General features: G+C 58.5%; 19 protein-coding genes. 5 read left to right on the top strand and 14 right to left on the bottom strand.

Annotation, left to right across the window (positions count from 1 at the left end; all coding sequences use genetic code 11):
• Positions 1-67: 67 nt before the first annotated feature.
• The 4 genes from proY to phoB form a co-directional block, all read right to left on the bottom strand.
• The gene (gene proY, locus IEX01_RS00905; protein WP_024560701.1) at positions 68-1,432 is read right to left on the bottom strand and encodes a proline-specific permease ProY; all 1,365 of its coding nucleotides are present in this window, start codon (positions 1,430-1,432) and stop codon (positions 68-70) included.
• A 71-nt stretch (positions 1,433-1,503) separates the two neighbouring features.
• The gene (gene brnQ / locus IEX01_RS00900) at positions 1,504-2,823 is read right to left on the bottom strand and encodes a branched-chain amino acid transporter carrier protein BrnQ (RefSeq protein ID WP_024559371.1); all 1,320 of its coding nucleotides are present in this window, start codon (positions 2,821-2,823) and stop codon (positions 1,504-1,506) included.
• Positions 2,824-3,230: 407 nt separating this feature from the next.
• A complete protein-coding gene (phoR, locus tag IEX01_RS00895; protein ID WP_024559370.1) occupies positions 3,231-4,535 on the bottom strand; it encodes a phosphate regulon sensor histidine kinase PhoR in 1,305 nt (434 codons plus the stop codon).
• A gap of 21 nt (positions 4,536-4,556) precedes the next feature.
• Positions 4,557-5,246, bottom strand: a complete 690-nt coding sequence (gene phoB, locus IEX01_RS00890; protein WP_024553010.1) for a phosphate response regulator transcription factor PhoB — start codon at positions 5,244-5,246, stop codon at positions 4,557-4,559.
• A gap of 198 nt (positions 5,247-5,444) precedes the next feature.
• Between phoB and sbcD the strand changes: the two genes are divergently transcribed.
• Both sbcD and sbcC read left to right on the top strand, forming a co-directional pair.
• Complete coding sequence (gene sbcD / locus IEX01_RS00885; RefSeq protein WP_024559369.1) at positions 5,445-6,659, top strand: exonuclease subunit SbcD; 1,215 nt, start codon at positions 5,445-5,447, stop codon at positions 6,657-6,659.
• Positions 6,656-9,808: an exonuclease subunit SbcC gene (sbcC, locus tag IEX01_RS00880; protein ID WP_188723112.1), complete on the top strand. Its 3,153-nt coding sequence runs from the start codon at positions 6,656-6,658 to the stop codon at positions 9,806-9,808. The genes sbcD and sbcC overlap by 4 nt, the downstream gene beginning before the upstream one ends.
• Positions 9,809-9,835: 27 nt before the next feature.
• Here the strand turns inward: sbcC and mak are convergent, their stop codons facing one another.
• On the bottom strand, positions 9,836-10,747 hold the full coding sequence (gene mak / locus IEX01_RS00875) for a fructokinase (RefSeq protein ID WP_028019858.1): 912 nt from the start codon (positions 10,745-10,747) through the stop codon (positions 9,836-9,838).
• Between the two features lie 126 nt (positions 10,748-10,873).
• On the opposite strand from mak, the gene rdgC reads away from it, so the two are divergent.
• Entirely contained in the window at positions 10,874-11,785 is a 912-nt protein-coding gene (gene rdgC, locus IEX01_RS00870) for a recombination-associated protein RdgC (protein WP_125454194.1), read from the top strand.
• A 64-nt stretch (positions 11,786-11,849) separates the two neighbouring features.
• On the opposite strand, the gene ppnP is transcribed toward rdgC, so the two are convergent.
• From ppnP to aroL, 4 genes are all read right to left on the bottom strand, one after another.
• A complete protein-coding gene (gene ppnP, locus IEX01_RS00865) occupies positions 11,850-12,134 on the bottom strand; it encodes a pyrimidine/purine nucleoside phosphorylase (RefSeq protein ID WP_024555692.1) in 285 nt (94 codons plus the stop codon).
• An 80-nt stretch (positions 12,135-12,214) separates the two neighbouring features.
• Positions 12,215-12,892, bottom strand: coding sequence for an AroM family protein (locus IEX01_RS00860; RefSeq protein WP_024555691.1), 678 nt, complete (start codon positions 12,890-12,892; stop codon positions 12,215-12,217).
• A 275-nt stretch (positions 12,893-13,167) separates the two neighbouring features.
• The gene (locus tag IEX01_RS00855) at positions 13,168-13,359 is read right to left on the bottom strand and encodes a YaiA family protein (RefSeq protein ID WP_024555690.1); all 192 of its coding nucleotides are present in this window, start codon (positions 13,357-13,359) and stop codon (positions 13,168-13,170) included.
• Positions 13,360-13,410: 51 nt separating this feature from the next.
• Positions 13,411-13,935 (bottom strand): shikimate kinase AroL, encoded by a 525-nt coding sequence (aroL, locus tag IEX01_RS00850; protein ID WP_024555689.1) that lies wholly within the window; start codon positions 13,933-13,935, stop codon positions 13,411-13,413.
• A gap of 352 nt (positions 13,936-14,287) precedes the next feature.
• Here aroL and IEX01_RS00845 point away from each other — a divergent pair, with 352 nt between their 5' ends.
• The gene (locus tag IEX01_RS00845; RefSeq protein WP_188723111.1) at positions 14,288-15,061 is read left to right on the top strand and encodes a DUF2076 domain-containing protein; all 774 of its coding nucleotides are present in this window, start codon (positions 14,288-14,290) and stop codon (positions 15,059-15,061) included.
• A gap of 3 nt (positions 15,062-15,064) precedes the next feature.
• On the opposite strand, the gene IEX01_RS00840 is transcribed toward IEX01_RS00845, so the two are convergent.
• From IEX01_RS00840 to IEX01_RS00830, 3 genes are read right to left on the bottom strand one after another with little or no spacing between them, the layout of a single operon-like run.
• On the bottom strand, positions 15,065-15,514 hold the full coding sequence (locus IEX01_RS00840; protein ID WP_024560709.1) for a YaiI/YqxD family protein: 450 nt from the start codon (positions 15,512-15,514) through the stop codon (positions 15,065-15,067).
• On the bottom strand, positions 15,514-15,969 hold the full coding sequence (locus IEX01_RS00835) for a DUF421 domain-containing protein (protein WP_024555686.1): 456 nt from the start codon (positions 15,967-15,969) through the stop codon (positions 15,514-15,516). Before IEX01_RS00835 ends, IEX01_RS00840 begins: the two co-directional genes overlap by 1 nt.
• Before the next feature lie 9 nt (positions 15,970-15,978).
• Complete coding sequence (locus IEX01_RS00830) at positions 15,979-16,491, bottom strand: hypothetical protein (RefSeq protein ID WP_024555685.1); 513 nt, start codon at positions 16,489-16,491, stop codon at positions 15,979-15,981.
• 112 nt (positions 16,492-16,603) lie between these two features.
• On the opposite strand from IEX01_RS00830, the gene proC reads away from it, so the two are divergent.
• Complete coding sequence (proC, locus tag IEX01_RS00825; RefSeq protein ID WP_024555684.1) at positions 16,604-17,413, top strand: pyrroline-5-carboxylate reductase; 810 nt, start codon at positions 16,604-16,606, stop codon at positions 17,411-17,413.
• Between the two features lie 27 nt (positions 17,414-17,440).
• On the opposite strand, the gene IEX01_RS00820 is transcribed toward proC, so the two are convergent.
• The gene (locus IEX01_RS00820) at positions 17,441-18,859 is read right to left on the bottom strand and encodes a sugar porter family MFS transporter (RefSeq protein ID WP_024555683.1); all 1,419 of its coding nucleotides are present in this window, start codon (positions 18,857-18,859) and stop codon (positions 17,441-17,443) included.
• Between the two features lie 364 nt (positions 18,860-19,223).
• Positions 19,224-20,759, bottom strand: coding sequence for an FAD-dependent oxidoreductase (locus IEX01_RS00815; RefSeq protein WP_188723110.1), 1,536 nt, complete (start codon positions 20,757-20,759; stop codon positions 19,224-19,226).
• Positions 20,760-20,867 lie beyond the last annotated feature (108 nt).

The raw sequence follows: 20,867 nt of genomic DNA, 5'->3' as shown, positions 1-20,867 counted from the left end.
GCCAACTTTCGAAGCGTAGAGCCAAAACAACATCCCCGCCAGGCGGCGGGGATGGAGGAGAGCGGTATCAGGCAGGCAGTCGCGCGGCGCGGCGGCGTTTAAACGCCCAACCCACCAGCAGCAAGGCTATCCAGGCGAAGCCCACATAGAGCGAAATGCGGGTGTCGGGGTGGTAGCCTATCAGCGCGATGATAAAGGCGAGGAACACCAAGCCGACGATAGTCGTCGCCACGCCGCCCGGCACTTTGAACTTCAGCGCCTTAACCTCTTCTTTCGACAGCCGACGGCGGAACGCCACCTGCGACAGCAGGATCATGATCCACACCCAGACGGTGGCGAAGGTGGCAAGCGAGGCGATAACCAGGAAGACATTCTCCGGCATTACGTAGTTGAGGTAGACCGCCAGCAGCATCGCCAGGCACATCACCACCACCGTTACCCAAGGAATGCCGTTGCGGGAGGTTTTGGCGAACGCTTTCGGCGCGCTGCCCTGTTCCGCCATGCCGTGCAGCATGCGGCCCACGCCGAACACGTCGCTGTTGATAGCGGAAAGCGAAGCGGTCAACACCACAAAGTTCAGGATGCCCGCCGCGAAGGTAATGCCCATATGCTGGAAGGTCAGCACGAACGGGCTGCCGTTGGTGCCCACCTCGTTCCACGGGTAGATAGACATAATCACAAACAGCGTGCCGACGTAGAACACCAGAATACGCAGCGGTACAGAGTTAATGGCTCGCGGAATAGAGGTTGCCGGGTCTTTCGCTTCGCCGGCGGTGATGCCGATAATTTCAATGCCGCCGTAAGCGAACATCACCATCTGCAGCGCCATTACGGTGCCAATCCAGCCGTTGGCGAAGAAGCCGCCGTTGCTCCAGAGGTTATGAATGCCGGTCGGCTGGCCGCCGTTGCCGATCCCCCAGATGATGATGCCAAAACCTGCCAGAATCATGATGATAATGGTGGCGACTTTGAAGAACGAGAACCAGAACTCCATCTCGCCGAACACCTTCACGCTCATCAGGTTGATGGCGCAGATAATCAGCACCACGCTCAACACCCAAACCCAGTGCGGCACGGTGGGGAACCAGACACCCATATAGATGCCGAAGGCGGTCACGTCGGCGATGGCGACAATCAAAATCTCAAAGCAGTAGGTCCAGCCGGTGATATAGCCCGCCAGCGGCCCGAGGTTCTCCTGGGCATAGCGAGAGAAGGAGCTGGCCGCCGGGTTATGGACCGACATTTCGCCAAGCGCGCGCATGATGATATAGGCCGCCACGCCGCCGATAATATAGGCCAGCAGCACGCTCGGCCCGGCCATTTTAATGGCGTCCGCAGAGCCATAAAAAAGCCCGGTGCCGATAGCGGAGCCGAGCGCCATAAAACGGATATGTCTGGTGCTCAACCCGCGTTTGAGCTTGTTGTTTTCCATCGTTCCAATACCACTTAACAAAATAAAAAACCACGGGGCGGGACCCCGTGGTTAAACATTAACCCATCGATTTAGTGGGCGGCGGAGGTAACCTGCCGTCCGGCTGCGCGGTCCCAGACTGCCGTGATGATAACCATCGCGACGGTCGGCAGCAGCCACGCCAGATTCTGGTCGCCCAGCGGCAGGTGTGCGGTCCAGCCGGGGAGTATACCGCTCAACGCCGACGCTTTCACGCCATCAATTAAACCAAACAGCAGGCTGATGAGCATCGCCGGGGCGATAACGCGGGCGGAGCGGTGCCACCACGGGCGGGTGAAGCTCAGCACCACCAGCACGATGCACGGCGGATAAATAGCCGTCAGCACCGGAATGGAGATCTGAATCAAATGGCTCAGGCCCAGGTTCGAGACCACCATGGAGAAACCGCCCAGAATAAAGACCAGCGTGCGGTAAGAGAGCGGCAGATACTGGGCGAAGAACTCCGCGCAAGCGCAGGTCAGACCCACCGCTGTCACCATGCAGGCGATGAAAATCAGCGCCGCCAGCAAGAAGCTGCCCGCCCCGCCGAAGGTGTGCTGAACATAAGCGTGCAGGATAGCCGCGCCGTTCGCAGACTGCTCCACCAGCGCAGAGCTGTCGGAGCCCAGACGGAACAGCGCCAGGTAGAGCAGCGTCAGGCCGATGCCCGCCATCAGGCCCGCCCAGATGGTGTAACGCGTCAGCAGGCGAGACTCGTTAACGCCGCGCGAGCGAGCGGCATTGACAATAACAATGCCGAACACCATCGCGCCCAGCGTATCCATGGTCAGATAGCCATTCACAAAGCCGTTGGAGAACGCCGCTTTCTGATAAGCGTCGGTCGCCACGCTGATATCGCCCGCCGGCCAGATAATCGCGGCCACGGCCAGCACAATCAGCGCCACAATTTTAAGCGGCGCAAGGAAGTTGCCGACGGTATCGAGGAGCTTGCCCGGGTAGAGGGACACCAGGATGACCAGCGCGAAGTAGATAAGGCTGTAGATGAACAGCGGCAGCGCGCCGTCGCCAGTCAGCGGGGCGATGCCCACTTCAAAAGAGACGGTGGCGGTGCGCGGCGTGGCGAACAGCGGGCCGACGGCCAGATAGGCGACGGTGGCGAGCAGAATGCCTGCGCCGCGGCCAATCGGGGTACTGAGGCTATCGATGCCGCCGCCTACGCGGGCGAGTGCCACCACGGTCAGCACCGGCAGGCCCACTGCGGTAATCAAAAAGCCCAGCGCGGCGGTCCAGACGTGTTCACCCGCCTGCAACCCCACCATGGGAGGGAAAATGATATTGCCCGCGCCAACGAATAACGCAAAGGTCATAAAGCCCAGTGCGATAATGTCGCGCGTTGTTAACTTGTGGGTCATAAGATTTACTGCCTGTGGATGTGGTGTTGAAATCGTTGAAATTATTACGTTCGCCGCATGACGAAACGCGGCCATTTCAGACAAAAGACAGCGGGATATGCTTCCCGATTGCGTTGGCGAAGAATTGTTTTTCGATTAACCACGCAAATTCAGTCGGTCTGCCAACGGCAGGGGCGCAATTTAAACGCTTATAACGTTTGAAGGCAATACGGGATCGCAAAACCAGACTATTATTCTGCATGGACCATCAGACATAGTGGGAAACGCTAAGATATAAAAATAGCACCACCTTTTCGTGCGAACAAAAAATAATCAACAGAGTAAGTGCGGCATAAGAAAACGTAATAGAAGAAAAAAAGGCCAGTCAGACTGGCCTTTGGCAAGCAGCGTTTACACCATGAAGGGAATTACTCGGCGAGCGCTTTCTCTTTGGCAATCAGCCGTTCGGGCAACAGAAAGGAAAAACGGGCGCCTTTGCCGGGCGCGCTGTCGATTTCAAGCCGCGCGTCGTGGTGGCTGATGGCGTGCTTGACTATCGCAAGCCCAAGGCCGCTGCCGCCCGTCTGGCGTGAACGGGCCTTATCCACGCGGTAGAAACGCTCCGTCAGACGCGGAATATGCTCCGCCGCAATGCCCGGCCCGTCATCCTCCACGCTAAACAGCGCGCCGTGCGGCGCACGCTGCCAGCGCACGGTAATATGCGTGCCTTCCGGCGTATGGTTCACGGCGTTATAGACCAGGTTAGACATCGCGCTGCGCAGCTGTTCTTCATTGCCCAGCACCTTAAGCGTGGCGTCAACATCAAAAGTCAGCGTATGGCGCTGCTGGCTGAGGGTTGCCGCCTCGCGCTCCACCACGCGCAGCATCATCGGCACGTCGACTTTTTCATTCAACTGCAGCGCGGGCGACGCTTCAATTTTCGACAGCGTCAGCAGCTGTTTCACCAGCCCTTCCATACGGGACGTTTGCTCGCGCATGGTATGCAGCGCTTTGTCCCGCAGCGGCCCTTCCAGCGTCTGCTCCTGCATCATCTCCAGGTAGCCCTGCAATACCGTCAACGGCGTACGCAATTCATGGCTGACGTTAGCGAAGAAGTTACGCCGCGCGCCTTCGAGCTGGTGCATCTGCGTCACGTCGCGCGCCACCATCAGCCACTGCTGTTCGCTGTAGGGCATAACGCGAAACTCAAGATGACGGCCGTTGTTCAGCACCAGATTAAGCGGGCGGGTGAAGTTTTTTTCGCGCAGGTAGCGGGTGAACTCCGGGTAGCGCAGCAGGTTGAGGATATTCTGGCCGTTGTCGTCCGGCCAGCGCAGGTTAAGGAGCTGCTGCGCCAGACCGTTGCACCAGAAGATAGTGCCCTCTTCAGTGGTCAGGATCACCGCATCGGGCAGCGATTCGGCGCCGCTGCGAAAGCGCTTGATAAGATTGCCAAGCTCCCGGCGGCGCTTTTTATTGCGCAACTGCATCTGGTGCAGCCCGTACAGCAGCGGCTCCCAGCTTCCTCTTCCCGGCGGCGGCGTCATGCTGCGATCGACCCATAACCACCAGGAGAGACGCAGCAGGTTCCAGTAATGCCAGATAAGCAGCCCGGTCACCGCCGCCAGTAAAAACCAAGCCAGATAGCCGAAAAACGCCCCGAGGATCAGCGCCGGGAGACAACACAACACCAGCTCCAGAGCCAGCCTTTTCCATGACAGCCGTTCGAGCACGGTCACACTCCAGGTTATGAGTTAAAAACGGGTTGAGAAACGATACCCCGTACCGCGCACCGTCTGCACCATTCTGTCATGCCCGCTGTGCTCCAGCGCCTTGCGCAGGCGGCGGATATGCACATCCACCGTACGATCTTCGACATACACATTGGTACCCCAGACATGGTTCAGCAGTTGCTCACGGCTGTAAACACGCTCCGGGTGCGTCATAAAGAAGTGTAAAAGCTTAAATTCGGTCGGCCCCATGTCCAGCGGATTTTCGCCGGTCATGACGCGGTGAGAGGTCGGGTCCAGGCTCAGGCCCTGCATCTCGATAACCTCTTCCACCGCCATAGGCGAGATGCGGCGCATAACGGCTTTGATGCGCGCCACCAGCTCTTTTGGCGAGAACGGCTTGGTGATGTAATCGTCCGCGCCGGTCTCCAGCCCGCGTACGCGGTCCTCTTCTTCACCGCGCGCGGTCAGCATCATCACCGGGATATCGCGGGTCATCGCTTCGCGCTTGAGGTGCTTAATAAACTGAATGCCCGAACCGCCGGGCAGCATCCAGTCGAGCAGGACCAGATCGGGCCAGGGTTCGTTGAGCTGGTTTACCGCACTGTCATAATCTTCAGCTTCAACGGGCTGGAAGCCGTTTTGCTCGAGCACAAAACAGACCATTTCACGAATCGGTGCTTCATCTTCTACGACCAGAATACGTCTCGCCATAATTAGCCCTGTAATATAAAGTCAACATTATCCAATGCGGCGCCATTATGCGTCAGATTTATGACAGATTTATGAAAAGATGACCGTCTGATGACTCCCTCAGCGGCATTTATGACACCCGTCCGGCAAGCCGTTCAGGACACCAGCCCGCCTGCTTGTTTATAATCACCCTCTTGCTTTTTCGCCACAGGGAAATCTATGCGCATCCTCCACACTTCCGACTGGCATCTTGGTCAGAATTTTTATACCAAAAGCCGCGCCGCCGAGCATCAGGCCTTTCTCGACTGGCTGCTGGAGGCCGCGGTGGAACATCAGGCAGACGCCATCATCGTGGCGGGGGATATTTTCGACACCGGCTCGCCGCCAAGCTACGCGCGCGAGCTTTATAACCGCTTCGTGGTGAAGCTGCAGGCCACGCAGTGTCAGCTAATTGTGCTGGCGGGCAACCATGACTCGGTGGCGACGTTAAATGAATCCCGCGAGCTGCTCGCCTGCCTGAACACCCGCGTTATCGCCAGCGCCCAGCAGGATCCGGCAAGCCAGGCGATTATCCTTAACCGTCGCGACGGCGCGCCCGGCGCGGTGCTCTGCCCTATTCCGTTTCTGCGCCCGCGCGATATCCTGCGCAGCCGCGGCGGCCAGTCCGGCAGTGAAAAACAGCAGCAGTTGCTGGAGGCTATCACGCAGCATTACGAACAGTGCTACAACGCCGCCTGCGCCCTGCGCGGCGAACAAGCGCTGCCCATCATCGCCACCGGCCACCTCACCACGGTGGGCGTGACCAAAAGCGACGCGGTACGCGATATCTACATCGGCACGCTGGACGCTTTTCCCGCTCACCTCTTCCCGGCGGCGGATTACATCGCGCTCGGCCACATTCACCGCGCCCAGAAGGTGGCGGCAAGCGACCATATTCGCTACAGCGGCTCGCCCATCGCCCTGAGCTTTGATGAAACAGGTAAAGAAAAAAGCGTCTTTCTGGTGGAGTTCACGCAGGGCAAGCTGCGCGACGTGACCGCGCTGCCGGTGCCGGTAAGCCAGCCGCTCGCGGTGGTAAAAGGCACGCTTGAGGAGATTGCCCAGGCGCTGAACCAGTGGCGCGACGCGCCCGCCGGGCCGAAAGTGTGGCTTGATATTGAAATCGCTACCGAACAGTTCCTGCACGACATGCAGCGCCAGATAACCCAGCTCACCGAAAACCTGCCGGTGGAAGTGGTGCTGCTGCGCCGCAGCCGCGAGCTGCGCGAGAAAAACCTCGGTACGCTGCAAACCGAAACGCTGAGCGAGCTGGGCGTTGAGGAGGTTTTTGAGCGCCGTTTGCAGCAGGAACAGCTGGAAGAAGAGGAAGCGCGGCGGCTGCGCACCCTCTTCGCGCAAACGCTGGAAAGCCTGCATCAGGAGGAAGAGGCGTGAAAATACTCAGCCTGCGGTTAAAAAACCTCAACTCGCTTAAGGGCGAATGGAAAATCGACTTTACCGCCGAACCCTTCGCCAGCAACGGCCTGTTCGCCATCACCGGCCCGACCGGCGCGGGGAAAACCACGCTGCTGGATGCCATTTGCCTTGCGCTTTATCACCAGACGCCGCGCCTGAACACTATTTCACAGACGCAAAACGACCTGATGACCCGCGATACCGCCGAGTGCCTGGCGGAGGTGGAGTTTGAAGTAAAAGGGGTGGCCTACCGCGCTTTCTGGAGCCAGTACCGCGCCCGCAACCAGCCGGACGGCAAGCTCCAGGCGCCGCGCGTGGAGCTGGCGCGCTGCGATTCGGGCAAAATCCTCGCCGACAAAGTAAAAGACAAGCTCGATCGCATCGCCACCCTGACTGGCCTCGACTACGACCGTTTCACCCGCTCGATGATGCTCTCCCAGGGGCAGTTCGCCGCCTTTCTGAATGCCGACGCCAAAGACCGCGCCGAACTGCTGGAAGAGCTGACCGGCACCGAGATTTATGGTCAGGTTTCCGCCCGCGTGTTTGAACAGCATAAGCTCGCCAAAGCGGAGCTGGAAAAACGGGAAGCGCAGGCCCAGGGAGTGAAATTGCTGAGCGATGAAGAGCAACAACAGTTGCGCTCAGGTTTGCAGGCGCTTACTGATGAAGAAAATGCGCTGCTGTCTCGCCAGCAGCAGACGCAGCGCCAGTACGAATGGCTCACGCACGCCGCGAAGCTTGAGCAGGCGCAGGTGGCGGCCCGCAGCGGTGTGGAAAACGCCGCGCGCGCGTTACAGGCTGCCGCGCCGGATCTTGCAAAGCTTGAAGCCGCTCTGCCCGCGGAAAAACTGCGGCCTTACTGGCAACGCTTGCAGGAACAGGAAGCGGCGCACGCCGAAACCCAACGGCAGTACGAAGAAGTAAGCGTTCGCTTACAAACTGCCCGAACCCGACGTCAACAAATCCGCCAGGTGGCCGCCGACGAGCTTGCGCGCTGCGATGACGGGCTGCGCCAGCTTGCCGCATGGCTTACTGAACATGAACGCTTTCGCCAGTGGAGCAGCGAGCTGGCGGGCTGGCGGGCCGCCTTCAGCCAGCAAAAGCGCGACCAGCAGCAGGCGCAGACGCTGCGCGAAAGTCTCGCGGCGATTGAGCAAAAACGCGCAGCGCTGGCTCCGGTCAGCCTGACGCTCTCCCCCGATGAGATTGCCGAACAGCTCGCCGCCAGCACCCGCCTGCGCGCCACGCGGGAAAAGCTCTCCGTCCTGCACGCCCAGTTCGCCCCGCTGGCGCAGCGCAAAACCCGCCAGGCGCAAAGGCAGGCCGCGCTTGAGCAGGAGCTACAACAGCTGGAAACACAGCTTGCCGATAAGCGCCAGCGCTACAAAGCCAAACAGGAAGAGGTGGCGCAGGCGAAAAAAGTCTGCGAGCTGGAGAGCGCCATCGCAAGCCTTGTGGAGGAGCGCAACCGCCTGCAGCCCGGCAGTCCCTGCCCGCTCTGCGGCGCGACGGAACACCCGGCCGTGGAACACTACCAGGCGCTGAAGCCCGATCTCAATAAACAGCGGCTGGCGTTGCTTGAGCAGGAAAAAGATGAGTTGGGTAAAGAAGGCGCCACCCTTCGCGGCCAGCAAGAAAGTCTGTTAAAGCAGAAGCAGCAACTGGAAAGCGAAGCGGCAAGCCTTGCACAAGAGGAGCAAGCGCTCACCTCACAGTGGCATGCTCTCTGCGCGGCGCTGGAGATAGCCTTTCTGCCGCAGGACGATATCGCCACCTGGCTTGAGGAACAGGCGCAGCATGAACAGCAGCTTCATCGCCTCCAGCAGCATCAGTTGCTGGAAAACCAGCGCCAGCAAACGCAGCAGCAGCTCACGCAGACAGAATCCGCCTGCCAGGCGCAGCAGGAAAGCCTGCATCGGCAGCTCAGCGAGCTGGCGCTGACGCCGCCGCAGCCGGGCGACGAGGCGCGCTGGTTCAGCGAACGCGAGGCGGAAGCGAAAACCTGGCAGCAGCAGCAGGAGCAGCAGACGCAGCTGCGCGAAAAACGCGCGCACTATGAAACGCTGTTGACTGCCCTGCCGCAGGAGCAGGAGGTGGCGCCGCTGCCGGAATCGCAGCGGCAGGCAGCGCTTAGCGAAGGTCAGCAGAGCCACACGCTTTGCCTTTCGCTTGAGGCGCGCAGCCAGGCGCTGCATCAACAGATGCGCCAGGAGCAGGCGCGCTGTCAGCAGGCCCGTGCCGATTTTGAAACGGCGCTGGCGGCCAGCCCCTTCAGCGAGCAGGCCGCCTTTTCCGCCGCCCTGCTGGACGAGGCGACGCTTCGCGAGCTGGAAGGAGTGAAAGCGCGGCTGGAGCGGCAGCTGCATCAACAGCAAACCCTGCTGGAGCAAGCGCAGGCCCAGCTGGCGCAGCACCTTACGCAACGTCCGGCAGAATTAAGCGAGCAAGAAAACAGCGAAGCATTGCAGCAGGCGCTGGCCTCAGTCGCCGGCATGCTTCGCGACAACGCCAGCCGCCAGGGCGAGATCCGCCAGCAGCTGCGCCAGGATGAGCATAACCGCACGCAGTTGCAGACGCTGATGCAGGAGATTGCGCAGGCGACGCGCACACTGGCGGAGTGGGGACATCTCAATTTGCTGATTGGCTCGCAAAAAGGGGACAAATTCCGCAAGTTTGCTCAGGGGCTGACGCTTGATAACCTGGTCTGGCTCGCCAATAACCAGCTCACGCGCCTGCACGGGCGCTATTTGCTCAAGCGCAAGCTTAGCGAGGAGCTGGAGCTGGAGGTGGTCGATACCTGGCAGGCCGACGCGGTGCGCGACACCCGCACGCTTTCCGGCGGCGAAAGCTTCCTCGTGAGCCTCGCGCTGGCGCTGGCGCTCTCGGATCTGGTGAGCCATAAAACGCGCATCGATTCGCTGTTCCTTGACGAAGGGTTCGGCACGCTGGACGCCGAAACGCTTGATACCGCGCTGGACGCCCTCGACGCGCTGAACGCCAGCGGCAAAACCATTGGCGTAATCAGCCACGTTGAAGCGATGAAAGAGCGCATCCCGGTGCAAATCAAAGTGAAAAAGGTGAACGGCCTGGGCTTCAGCCGGCTCGCGCGCGAGTTTGCGGTGGCGTAAAAAAGGGCGCTTTACGCGCCCTCGCTTTTACTCACCGAGCGGCCAGAGCCACGCCGCGCCGCGCACGCCGCTGGAGTCGCCGTGTCGCGCCTTGCGAATGGGAGTTTCGCACTCGCCGCCAAACACCCACGGCTTGATGAGCTGCGGCACGGTTTTATAGAGCCGGTCGACGTTGCTCATGCCGCCGCCCAGCACAATCACGTCCGGGTCGAGAATATTCACGATATGCGCCAGCGACTTCGCCAGCCGCAGCTCGTAGCGGCTGAGCGCCAGCTCCGCCAGCGCGTCCTGCTCGCTTACCAGGCGAATGATTTCGTTGCCCTTTAATGCATGTCCGCTCAGGCGCTGATAGTCGGTGGCAAAGCCCGTGCCGGAGATAAAGGTTTCGATACACCCCTGTTTGCCGCAGTAGCACGGCACTTCTTCGCGATAGCGCAGCTCATCTTCGTCCATCCACGGCAGCGGATTGTGCCCCCATTCGCCCGCGTTGCCGTTGCCGCCAATATGGCTGTGGGCATTAAGCGCGATGCCCGCCCCGCAGCCGGTGCCAATAATCACGGCGAAAACCGTCTGCGCGCCCGCCGCCGCGCCATCCACCGCTTCGGAAACGGCAAGGCAATTGGCGTCGTTCGCAAGGCGCACTTCACGTCCCAGCCGGGCGCTGAGATCTTTATCGAAAGGCTGGCCGTTCAGCCAGGTGGAGTTGGCGTTTTTCACCACGCCGGTATAAGGCGAAATCGTGCCGGGGATCCCTACGCCGACCGTGCCGCGCTCGCCGGTCGCCTCTTCCGCCAGACGCACCAGTTCGGCGATGGTTTCAATGGTCTGATGATAGTCGTTGCGCGGCGTCGGCAGGCGGTGGCGAAAACGCTGTTCGCCCTGGTCGCTGAGCGCGATGACTTCAGTTTTGGTACCGCCTAAGTCAATCCCAATACGCACGTGTTGCTCCTTATATCTGATGAATTATCAAGAGAGTAGAAGGCGCGCCCCGGAAAGGCAATGAAACGGAACCCCCGATTCGCTATCATGCCCGCTGCGTTTAATAAGCAGGCCGTGGAAAAGATTATGCTGTGGTTCAAAAATGTAATGGTATACCGTTTAAACCGCGACGTTTCCCTTCGCGCGGATGAGATGGAGAAACAGTTAGCGCCCCTTTCCTTTACCCCTTGCGGTAGTCAGGATATGGCGAAAACCGGCTGGGTGTCGCCCATGGGCTCGCACAGTGATGCATTAACCCACGCCGCCAACGGACAGATTGTGATTTGCGCCCGCAAAGAAGAAAAAATGTTGCCCGCGCCGGTTATCAAGCAGGCGCTGGAAGCGAAAATCGCAAAGCTTGAGGCAGACCAGGGCCGCAAGCTGAAAAAAACCGAGAAAGACTCGCTGAAAGACGAAGTGCTGCATTCGCTGCTGCCGCGCGCCTTCAGCCGCTTCAGCCAGACCATGATGTGGATAGATACCGTCAACGGACTCATTATGGTGGACTGCGCCAGCGCCAAAAAAGCGGAAGATACGCTGGCGCTGCTGCGCAAGAGCCTGGGTTCGCTGCCGGTGGTGCCGCTGACGCTTGAGACGCCCATCGAACTGACGCTGACCGAATGGGTGCGCAGCGGCAGCGCGGCGCAGGGCTTCCAACTGCTGGATGAGGCCGAACTAAAGGCGATTCTTGAAGGCGGCGGCGTGATCCGCTGCAAACAGCAGGAGCTGGTAAGCGACGAGATTGCGGTGCATATCGAAACGGGCAAAGTGGTCACCAAACTGGCGCTCGACTGGCAGCAACGCATTCAGTTTGTGCTGGCCGACGACGGTTCAATTAAGCGGCTGAAATTCGCCGATGAGCTGCGCGACCAGAACGAAGATATTGACCGGGAAGATGTCGCGGCGCGTTTTGACGCCGACTTCACGCTAATGACCGGCGAACTGTCGGCGCTTATCCAGAACCTGGTGGAAGGGTTGGGCGGCGAAGCGCAGCGCTAATCCTCGTGTTGCGCCACAAAGAAAAAAGCACCGTTTAACGGTGCTTTTTTACAGGGTTCGGCTATCAAAGGTAGCGGCAGAGGTAAGTGGTGGTATCTGCCACCTGCAGATGAAACTCGCTGTGGCCCGGCACGTTAAACAGCTGACCCGCTTCGTAGGTTTTCCATTCCGTTTCGCCCGGCAGCAGAACATGCAGCGCGCCGCTTATTACCGTCATCTCTTCCGGCTGCGCGGTGCCGAAGGTGTATTCACCCGGCTCCATCACGCCTACGCTGGCGCGGCCCGTGCTACTGCTGGTAAAACCGATGGATTTCACTTTACCGGAGAAGTACTCATTACTCTGAAGCATGGCCTGGCCCTTTTAAAAATGGTTGGAAAAACAATATAGAGGGCAAGCCGTCAGCCTGTCACGCAAATTGTTAACGCCTCTCAGACCAGCAATTCCGCCGCCAGGCGGGCTACCAGCACGTTTGATAGCAGTACCGGCACATCCAGCGCTTTTTGCAGTAGATCGCGGTGTTTTTGATAAAAGCCGAGGCAGTCGAGCACCAGCACATCGGCGCCGCGGCCAACAAGTTCGCGTCCGGCGTTTACCAGCTCTTCATCGGTGCCAAATACCGGGTTCGCCAGCGCGTAAAACGGCGCTTTCTCCAGCGTGTGCCACTTTTGCGCCTGCACATTTAACAACTCCGGCACCGGAATGATGACCCCCACCTGATGCCCGTCGACAATAGAAGCCACCAGCGGCGGGATAATACGCTCCGGCTCCAGCAGCATGGAATTGCGTGCTTTGAGGTAGTTGAAGCGGTAGGTGCTCATCAGCAAAATAACGTCGTAGCCCTGGTTATCCAGCACCTCGACCAGGCCCTGCAGCGCCTTCTCCACTTTATTGCGCGAAACCTCCGCCGCGCGGTTATCATTAAGCAGCGTCAGCATGACCTCATCGCCCGGGTCAGGCGAGTAATCTTCCATCACCTCTTCGCGGGTAATCTTCCCAAGCAGGCTGATGTGCGTTATCTGGTCTTCAGAAATGTGTTCGGTTAATAGCGGCAGAACTGCACTTACCGGCACCACACCGACAGTAAGTATCGCCAAGGTTGCACTCATTCTTATTCCGCCTTTCTTAACTCCAGTTTGCTGCGACAGTTTGCTGCGACGCAGGCTACCTGACCTGGCAGGATTGATAGGTGAGATCAAAAAGCGTAGCAGTTTTCCTCTTATGCGCTTCCCGGCTTTTGGCTGCATTCACCGCAAGGCATAACTTAATAGTAACGGATTATTAACGAAGCGAATGGATTAATGGTGTGATAATTCACTGCGGGGACGATTTTCAGAATCAGGGACAGGGTTGCTTATGCAACCCACTTCCCTTGTCATGGCGGTCAGGTTTTATCCGGGTCTTCATAGCGGCGCTGCGCGTCCAGCGCTTCCTGCTCGGTCGGGTGTTCGCTGATAAGCGTGTTCGGCTCCGGATGATCCGCGCGCAGTTGGTACCAGGTGACGGTTTTGTCTGTACCGCCCTTTTCAACGGTAACAATGCGCGATTCGCGGGGGTAAGGGGGTCTTGTCGGCATAATGCTTCCTTTTTATGGTGAAGAAGCAGTAAGTATAGACAATCCCGCAGGTTAGCTTGCCTGAGCCAGACGCAATGCCGCGAGGATTGCCGCGACAACCTGCTCCGGGGACCGGGCTGCGTTAATCACATGATGGGCGGCCTGACGGTAAAGCGGCTCACGGTCGGCGAGCACTTCGCTTATCTCTTGCGAAACCGGTTTGCCGGTGAGCGTAGGACGCTGCCCCTCTTCCGGAAACGCCTCCAGACGACGCGCCAGCTCTTCCGGCTCCACCTGGAGATAGATAACCGCACCTTTCTCGCGCATAAACTGACGGTTTTCCGCCGCGAGGACCATTCCGCCGCCGGTCGCGACGAGCGTGGAAGGCGCGGTGACCGACTTAAGCGCCTGCGTTTCACGCGCGCGGAATCCCGGCCACCCTTCGCTTTCTACAATTTCTGCGACGGTCATGCGCGTGCTTTCCAGCAGCCAGTGATCGGTATCGACAAAGGCGTACCCCAGGGCTTTCGCCAGAGCTTTCCCAATGGTGGTTTTGCCGCAACCGCGGGCGCCGACCAGGAAAATGGGTTGGGTCATGGATGGATTATCCTCAGTCGCTGTTGCCAGGACAGATTAAGCGTAAAGATGATGACGGATGCGTCATCATATCATTAAACTAGTACGCAAGACAGGCGTAAAATAAAAGTTACAGCTATGTTTCAAGTCTCTGAATTTACAATTTAATTTCATTTGAAACCTGGCGTCAGCTGTAAAGCTTATCTGGCACATTTGAGAGCGCCCACCTTACTTGAAAAAGATGGCCGGGCACAAGCCCCTGCGGGCGAGCCTTCGGTAACACATTTCTTAATAGCTTTACGAATCAGGCTGTTTACAACCGCCAAATTTTCTCCAGACTTAGTTTTATGACTCAATGACAGAGGTGTAAATCATGCAATCGGAAGAACAACGTCTGATTGATGGACTTTTTTCCAGACTGAAAACCGCTGAGGCCAACAGCGCGCCGCGCGACGCGCAAGCCCAGCAGTTAATCGAACAACACCTGCGCGAGCAGCCCGCGGCGGGCTACTACATGGCGCAGACGATCCTTATTCAGGAAGCGGCGATTAAAGAGCTCAACAGTCGTATTCAGGGGCTGGAGGCGCAGGTCGCGCAGCTACAGCACGCCGCGAAACAGCAGCAGAGCAGCGGCGGCTTCCTGGCGGGCCTCTTTGGCGGCGGTTCCCGCGCGAGCGAACAACAACAGCAGGCGCAGACGGGTCGCAGCGCAGACCCTATACCTGGCGCGCAAAACTACCAGGGCGCCGCGCCGGGCAGCTATAACAATGCCCCTGCGCAGGGCTACGCCCAGCAAAACTACAGCGCGCCGCGCGGCGGCGGCTTTATGGCGGGCGCGCTGCAAACGGCGGCAGGCGTGGCGGGCGGCGTGGTGCTTGGCAACATGCTCACCAGCATGTTCAGCCATCACCAGCCGGAAGAGATTGTGAATATTATCAATGAACCGGCGCAACCGGCTGATAACAGCGCGGTTAACGCGGTGGAGGATTACAACCAAGCCGATGACAGCCAGCTTCTGAACCAGGACGCCGGGCTGCAGCAAGACGACACCAACGACTATTACGCCAGTGAAGATATCAACAATGACTTCAGCGGCGATGATTTTGGCGGTGACGACTTCGGCGGCGACGACGACAGCTGGGTTTAAGCCTTAACCTTTTTTGCCGCTGAGCCACTTATCGAGCTCGGCGGCAAAACGCTGCCGGTCGCGCTGGCTCAGGCTGTCAGGCCCGCCGGTCTGAATGCCGCTTGAGCGCAGCGTATCCATAAAATCACGCATCGTGAGGCGCTCTTTAATGGTCGCTTCGCTATAAAGCTCGCCGCGCGGGTTAAGCGCCGCCGCGCCTTTCGCCAGCACTTCCGCCGCCAGCGGGATATCCGCGGTAATCACCAGATCGCCCCGCTCGCATAACCGCACAATCTCGTTATCCGCTACGTCGAAGCCCGCCGGCACGCGCATAGCGCGTATAAACCGCGATGGCGGCACCCGGATATTCTGGTTCGCCACCAGCGTGACGGGGGTTTGCGTGCGCTCCGCTGCGCGGAACAGCACCTCTTTAATAACATTCGGACACGCGTCGGCATCCACCCAGACTGGCATTACGACTCCTGTTTTTCGGCGGGAATAACGGCAATTTTGCCGTTTTTCTCAAGAATGGCGAATTTTATCTGATCCAGCCGCTCAATGCCCTGGCTAGTGCGTGCCGAGCTTAAAATATCCTCTTCGGAAATCCCCGAGCGCCGCATTCGCTTCTCCAGCAGCTTGCCGTTTTCCACCAGTATCAGCGGCGAGCCGTCAATAATAAGATCAAGACGCGGGATCGTATTTTTCAGGTAGCTAAAGAGAATATCGAGCACGATCAGGGTGATGATGGTAATCGCCGCGCCGGTCACAGAGAAGTCGTTGCCCAGCAGCGCCTGCTGCGTTGCCTCGCTGATAATCAGTAGCAGCACGAAATCAAAGGAATTCATCTCCAGCAGCGTGCGCCGCCCGGCTATTTTCAACACAATCAGCAGCAGCACGTACATTCCCGCAGCGCGAAGTACGCTTTCCATTTTTCTCTCCTAGGGATAAACCCACTGTTTCAGCGTGACGGCGTCAGCGCCTTCAAGCGCGATCTGCGAGGTGAAAAGCCCTGCCGTTTGCGGCTGGGTCATCAACCAGACGGCGTGTTCTCCCGTTTTTGTGGCAGGAAAGGTCAGCGAGATTTCATGCGTTGAGGAGTGCGTGACCAGCGGCTGCGGGCGCAGCGTCTGGATAACAAACTTATCCATGAAGTCGCCGGCAAGCCGCACGGTTACCGGTTTATCAGGCTCGCCTTTAATACGCAGCGTAAAAGGCTCATCGCTCTCTGAGCGCAAAAAACGTTGATATTCCACCGTCAGCGTCCCCTGCGCGTTCGCCTTTGACGTTTCGCTCAGCCAGCCGTCGGAGAAGCCGCCAAGCAAGGCGATAACCACAATGACATAAAGCAGCCAGTTGCCGCTACGCTGCAGTACCCACTCCACTCGCTGGGCGCGCATATCTTCCTGAATCGGATAGTGACGACTGCGGTATTCATCCGTTGTCTTATCCATATCAGCCTCCTGGTTTTTCATTTAAGCCTAGCCGAAGCCTTAACGAATCGCCCGAAAGCGCGTTAAGCTATACCCCTTCTGACTACTTACGCGACAGAAACGGAGTGAAGCTGTGGAAAAGAAAATAGGGTTTATCGGTTGCGGCAATATGGGCAAGGCTATCCTGGGCGGGCTGCTCGCCAGCGGCCAGGCGCGGGCGGACCAGATTTGGGTATATACGCCGACGCCGGAAAATGTCGCTGAGCTTCAGGAGGAGTATGGCATCAACGGCGCCGGGAGCGCGCAGGAAGTGGCGCAAACCGCCGATATCGTTTTTAGCGCAGTGAAGCCGAACATTACCGTGAAAGTGTTGAGCGACATCGCTTCCAGCTTCAATAAAGAGTCGCTGGTGGTCTCTATCGCCGCGGGCGTTACGCTGGATCAGCTCGCCACGGCGTTGGGCCACGACCGAAAAATCATCCGCACGATGCCGAATACACCGTCGCTGGTGCAGGCGGGCATGACCTCCATCACCCCCAACGCGCTGGCGACGGCGGACGATATCGACGCCGTGCTGGCTATTTTCAGAAGCTTCGGCGAAGCGGAAGTGGTGGCCGAATACCTGATTCACCCGGTTGTGGGCGTTAGCGGCTCCGCCCCGGCGTATGTCTTTATGTTTATCGAAGCGATGGCCGATGCCGCCGTGCTGGGCGGCATGCCGCGCGCGCAGGCTTATAAATTTGCAGCCCAGGCGGTGATGGGTTCGGCGAAAATGGTGCTGGAAACCGGCAAACACCCGGGCGAGCTGAAAGATATGGTCTGCTCCCCTGCCGGCACGACTATCGAGGCGGTACGGGTGCTGGAGGAGCGCGGTTTGCGTTCCGCCGTGATTGAAGCGATGCAGGCTTGCATGGCGAAGTCGGAAAAGCTCAGCAAAGGGTAAGAAAAAGGCCCCCGCAGGGGCCTTTTTTTATCGTCCGATGTCGCGAAGCTTTTTGCCCGCCATCAGGTTTTTCTCGATATGTTCCAGCGTGACGTTTTTGGTCTCCGGAATAAGCCAGAAGGTGACGCCGATAAAGGCGACATTCAGCAGCGTATAGATCCAGAAGGTGCCCGCCGCGCCAACGTTATCAATCAGCGTCAGAAAGGTCGCGCCGATAACCATGTTCGACACCCAGTTGGTGGTGGTTGAACAGGTGACGCCAAAGTCGCGGCATTTCAGCGGCTGGATTTCAGAGCACAGGATCCACACCACCGGCGCGGCGCTCATGGCATAACCGGCGATGCACATCATGGTCATGCCGACGGAAAGCCAGGAGATGCCGCGCGAGACGTCGCCGCCATTGACCTGCATCAGGCAGTAGCCCAGCACCAGCGTGCCGATGGCCATGACGCTAAAGCCTATCTTCAGCGCCGGTTTGCGCCCGGCTTTATCCACGGTAAACACCGCAATAAACGTGGCGAGCATAAAGGTCAGCCCCACGACTACAGTGGCTATCATCTGCTGTTCAGTGCTGGCGAACCCGGCCATCTCAAAAATTTTCGGCGCGTAATACATGATGATGTTCATGCCGGTGAACTGCTGCATCGCCTGCAGCAGCATGCCGAGAAAAACGGCGCGGCGCACATTGCGGTTGGCTTTGAATAATGACCAGCCGCCCTGCTTCACCTTCAGGCTCTCACGAATATCGTTAAGCTCCTGACGCGCTTTCTCGGACGTGTCACGCAGCATGCGCAGCACCTCTTCCGCTTCGATATGCATCCCCTTCGCCGCCAGCCAGCGCGGGCTGTTGGGCAAGAAAATCACCATAATCAGCAGCGCGATGGCGGGCAGCGCCAGCACACCGAGCATGGCTCGCCAGTTGCCGCTGTAGCTCAGCGCCGTGTCGGATAAAAAGGCGAGCAGGATCCCAAGCGTCACCATCAGCTGATAGAGACTTATCATCTTGCCGCGGACGTTCTCCGAGGCCATTTCAGAGAGGTAGAGCGGCGCGGTATAAGAGGCGATACCCACCGCCACGCCGAGCACCACGCGGAAAATCAGTAACATCTCAAGCGAAGTGGCGAAAGCAGAGCCCAGCGAGCCGAGAATAAATAAGATTGCCCCCGCCAGCAGGCTATATTTTCGTCCCAGCCGCGAGGAGAGCCAGCCGTTAAAAAGCGCACCAAGCGCGGCGCCTAGCATCATGCTGCTCACCACCCACTCCTGCGCCCGGCTGCTCAGGGAGAAATGGTGAGTAATAAAAGGCAAAGCTCCGGAAATAACGCCGATATCAAGGCCGAACAATAACCCGGCGACGGCGGCGGACACGGAAACAAAGAGATTCATGCGGCGCACTTTACGCTCGTGCGCGGTTAATCCAGGCGTGACATCACTTACCGAGGACATCTTTACTTCTCCCGTTGAGAGGCACGTTGCCAACACGATAACGGTAGAAGAATCCTGCAAAGAGAGTCAGGCGTTAAAGCGGCGCAGATATGGATAAATATGCTGCACACCTCTGTTTTGTGACGCAACCATCAAAATAAAAGGGCGAGTGACGTCACCTTATTGCTCAATTAATCACCATAAAATGTGATTGCTGCACAATTAACCGTTCCGTTTGTCACTTTCCTGTGAATAAGCGGCATGGACGATTATGCAATGAGGAGTCGTTACGAAAAAGCCACGGCGCGCCTGATATGTCCATAAAAAAACCGGGCGCTAAATAAACGCCCCGGTTGTTCTGGCTGCATAAAACGCTCTGCGGTGATTACCCCTGCGCCGATAAAATAATCTCCTGCGCTTCTTCCAGGGTTAATGGCTGCTGCATTCGCAGCAACAGCGCCGCCGTGCCGGTGTAATAGCCGCAGCTGAACACGGCTTTCAGCACGCCAGCTTCACCGTAAAGGGCGATAAATTTTTTCTCTGCAAAGGAGCCGATAAATTTAAAATTATCCCAGTTCTTCGTGTGGCCGAGATATTCATAGCGAGTGCCGTAATGGGTGGTCCAGAAAAAAGGCGCACGGTCGAACACCTCATTTTTGCCCAGCATATTGCGGGCGGCGATACGCCCCTGCTGCTGCGCCACGCGCCAGTGCTCAACGCGCCGCACGTCTTCCGGCGCCGGATAGCTGGCGATGTCGCCCACCGCCCAGATGTCGGCGCTGGCTTCGAGCCGATCGTTGGTGCGCAGGCTGCCGTCCTCTTCCTGCGCCAGCGTATGCGTAAAACCCGTAACCGGTTTGATACCGGTGGCGAAAACGACCACTTCAGCCGCAACCTGGCGGCCATCTTTGAGCGTCACGCGGTGAACGTGTTCGTCGCCTTCCAGCGCCTGCGGCTCGCCAATGACAAAACGCACGCCGTTTTGTTCGTGCAGCTGGCGAAATCCTCGCGCCACCTCTTCGCCAAACTGCTTCTCAAACGGCTGCGGATGGCGTGCGATTACCGTTACGTCGATATCCTGATTGCGCAGCGCTGAGGCGAGTTCGAGAGCGATAAAGCTGTTGCCGATAATCACTAACCGCTGCTCGCTATTGACCTCCCTGAGCAGACGTTCAGCCTGCCCGATGCTACGCAGCACATGAACGCCTTTTAGCTGGTTGCCGGGCAACGCAGGGCGCTGCGGCGCGCCGCCGGTCGCCAGCAACAGTTTGTCGAAAGCCAGGGTTTCTCCGCTGGCAAGACGCAGCTCGCGAAGCGAAGGGTCAAGGGATTCGACCTCTTCACGAATAACCTCCACGCCGGGCTGCTGCCAGAAATTTTCATCCAGCGGGTGCGGCACCTCGCTGATTTTCATTTTGCCGGAAGGAACGAATTTACTGAGCGCGGTGCGGTCGTAGGGCGCTTCGCGCTCCCGGTCGATAAGAATTAATTTGCCGCTGAAGCCTTCATCACGCAGCGTAATGGCCGCCGCGCTGCCCGCCGCCCCGACGCCGAGGATAACGAAGGTTTGCGAGCCATCGCCGCGAATTTGCGGGCGTGAGCCGGGCGACATCGCCTTCGGGCTCACGTAGACCTTGCCCTCTTCCACGCGCACCGGATACTGACGCAGGCTGGAGAGCGCTAACGGCTCGCGCCATGCACCGTTGCTGATGTCAAACACCGCTTTATGCCATGGGCAGACCAGATGCCCTTCGCAGACCGCGCCTTTTTCCAGCGGCGCCCCCGCATGCGGACATTTGCTCTGAAATGCGCGCACCGTCTCACCAGTGCGGATTAGCACCACCTCGCTTTCGCCCACTTCCGCTTTCTGCGGCTGGCTTTCCGGTAATTCATTCATGCTCGCCACATACTGATAATTCATCGCAATGCACCTCCTGATTGTTATTGTGCGTCGACGCGGCTTATCCGCCGCGTCGCGAGAGTCGGTTATGTTGCAGCGCTCTTTTAAGCCTGGCAGAGATGGCGGGGT

Source organism: Franconibacter daqui (assembly GCF_014644275.1).
In the GTDB taxonomy this organism is placed as follows: Bacteria; Pseudomonadota; Gammaproteobacteria; order Enterobacterales; family Enterobacteriaceae; genus Franconibacter; species Franconibacter pulveris.
The sequence above is the reverse complement of the archived record's forward strand: the minus strand, read 5'-3'. Positions and strand labels throughout refer to the sequence as shown.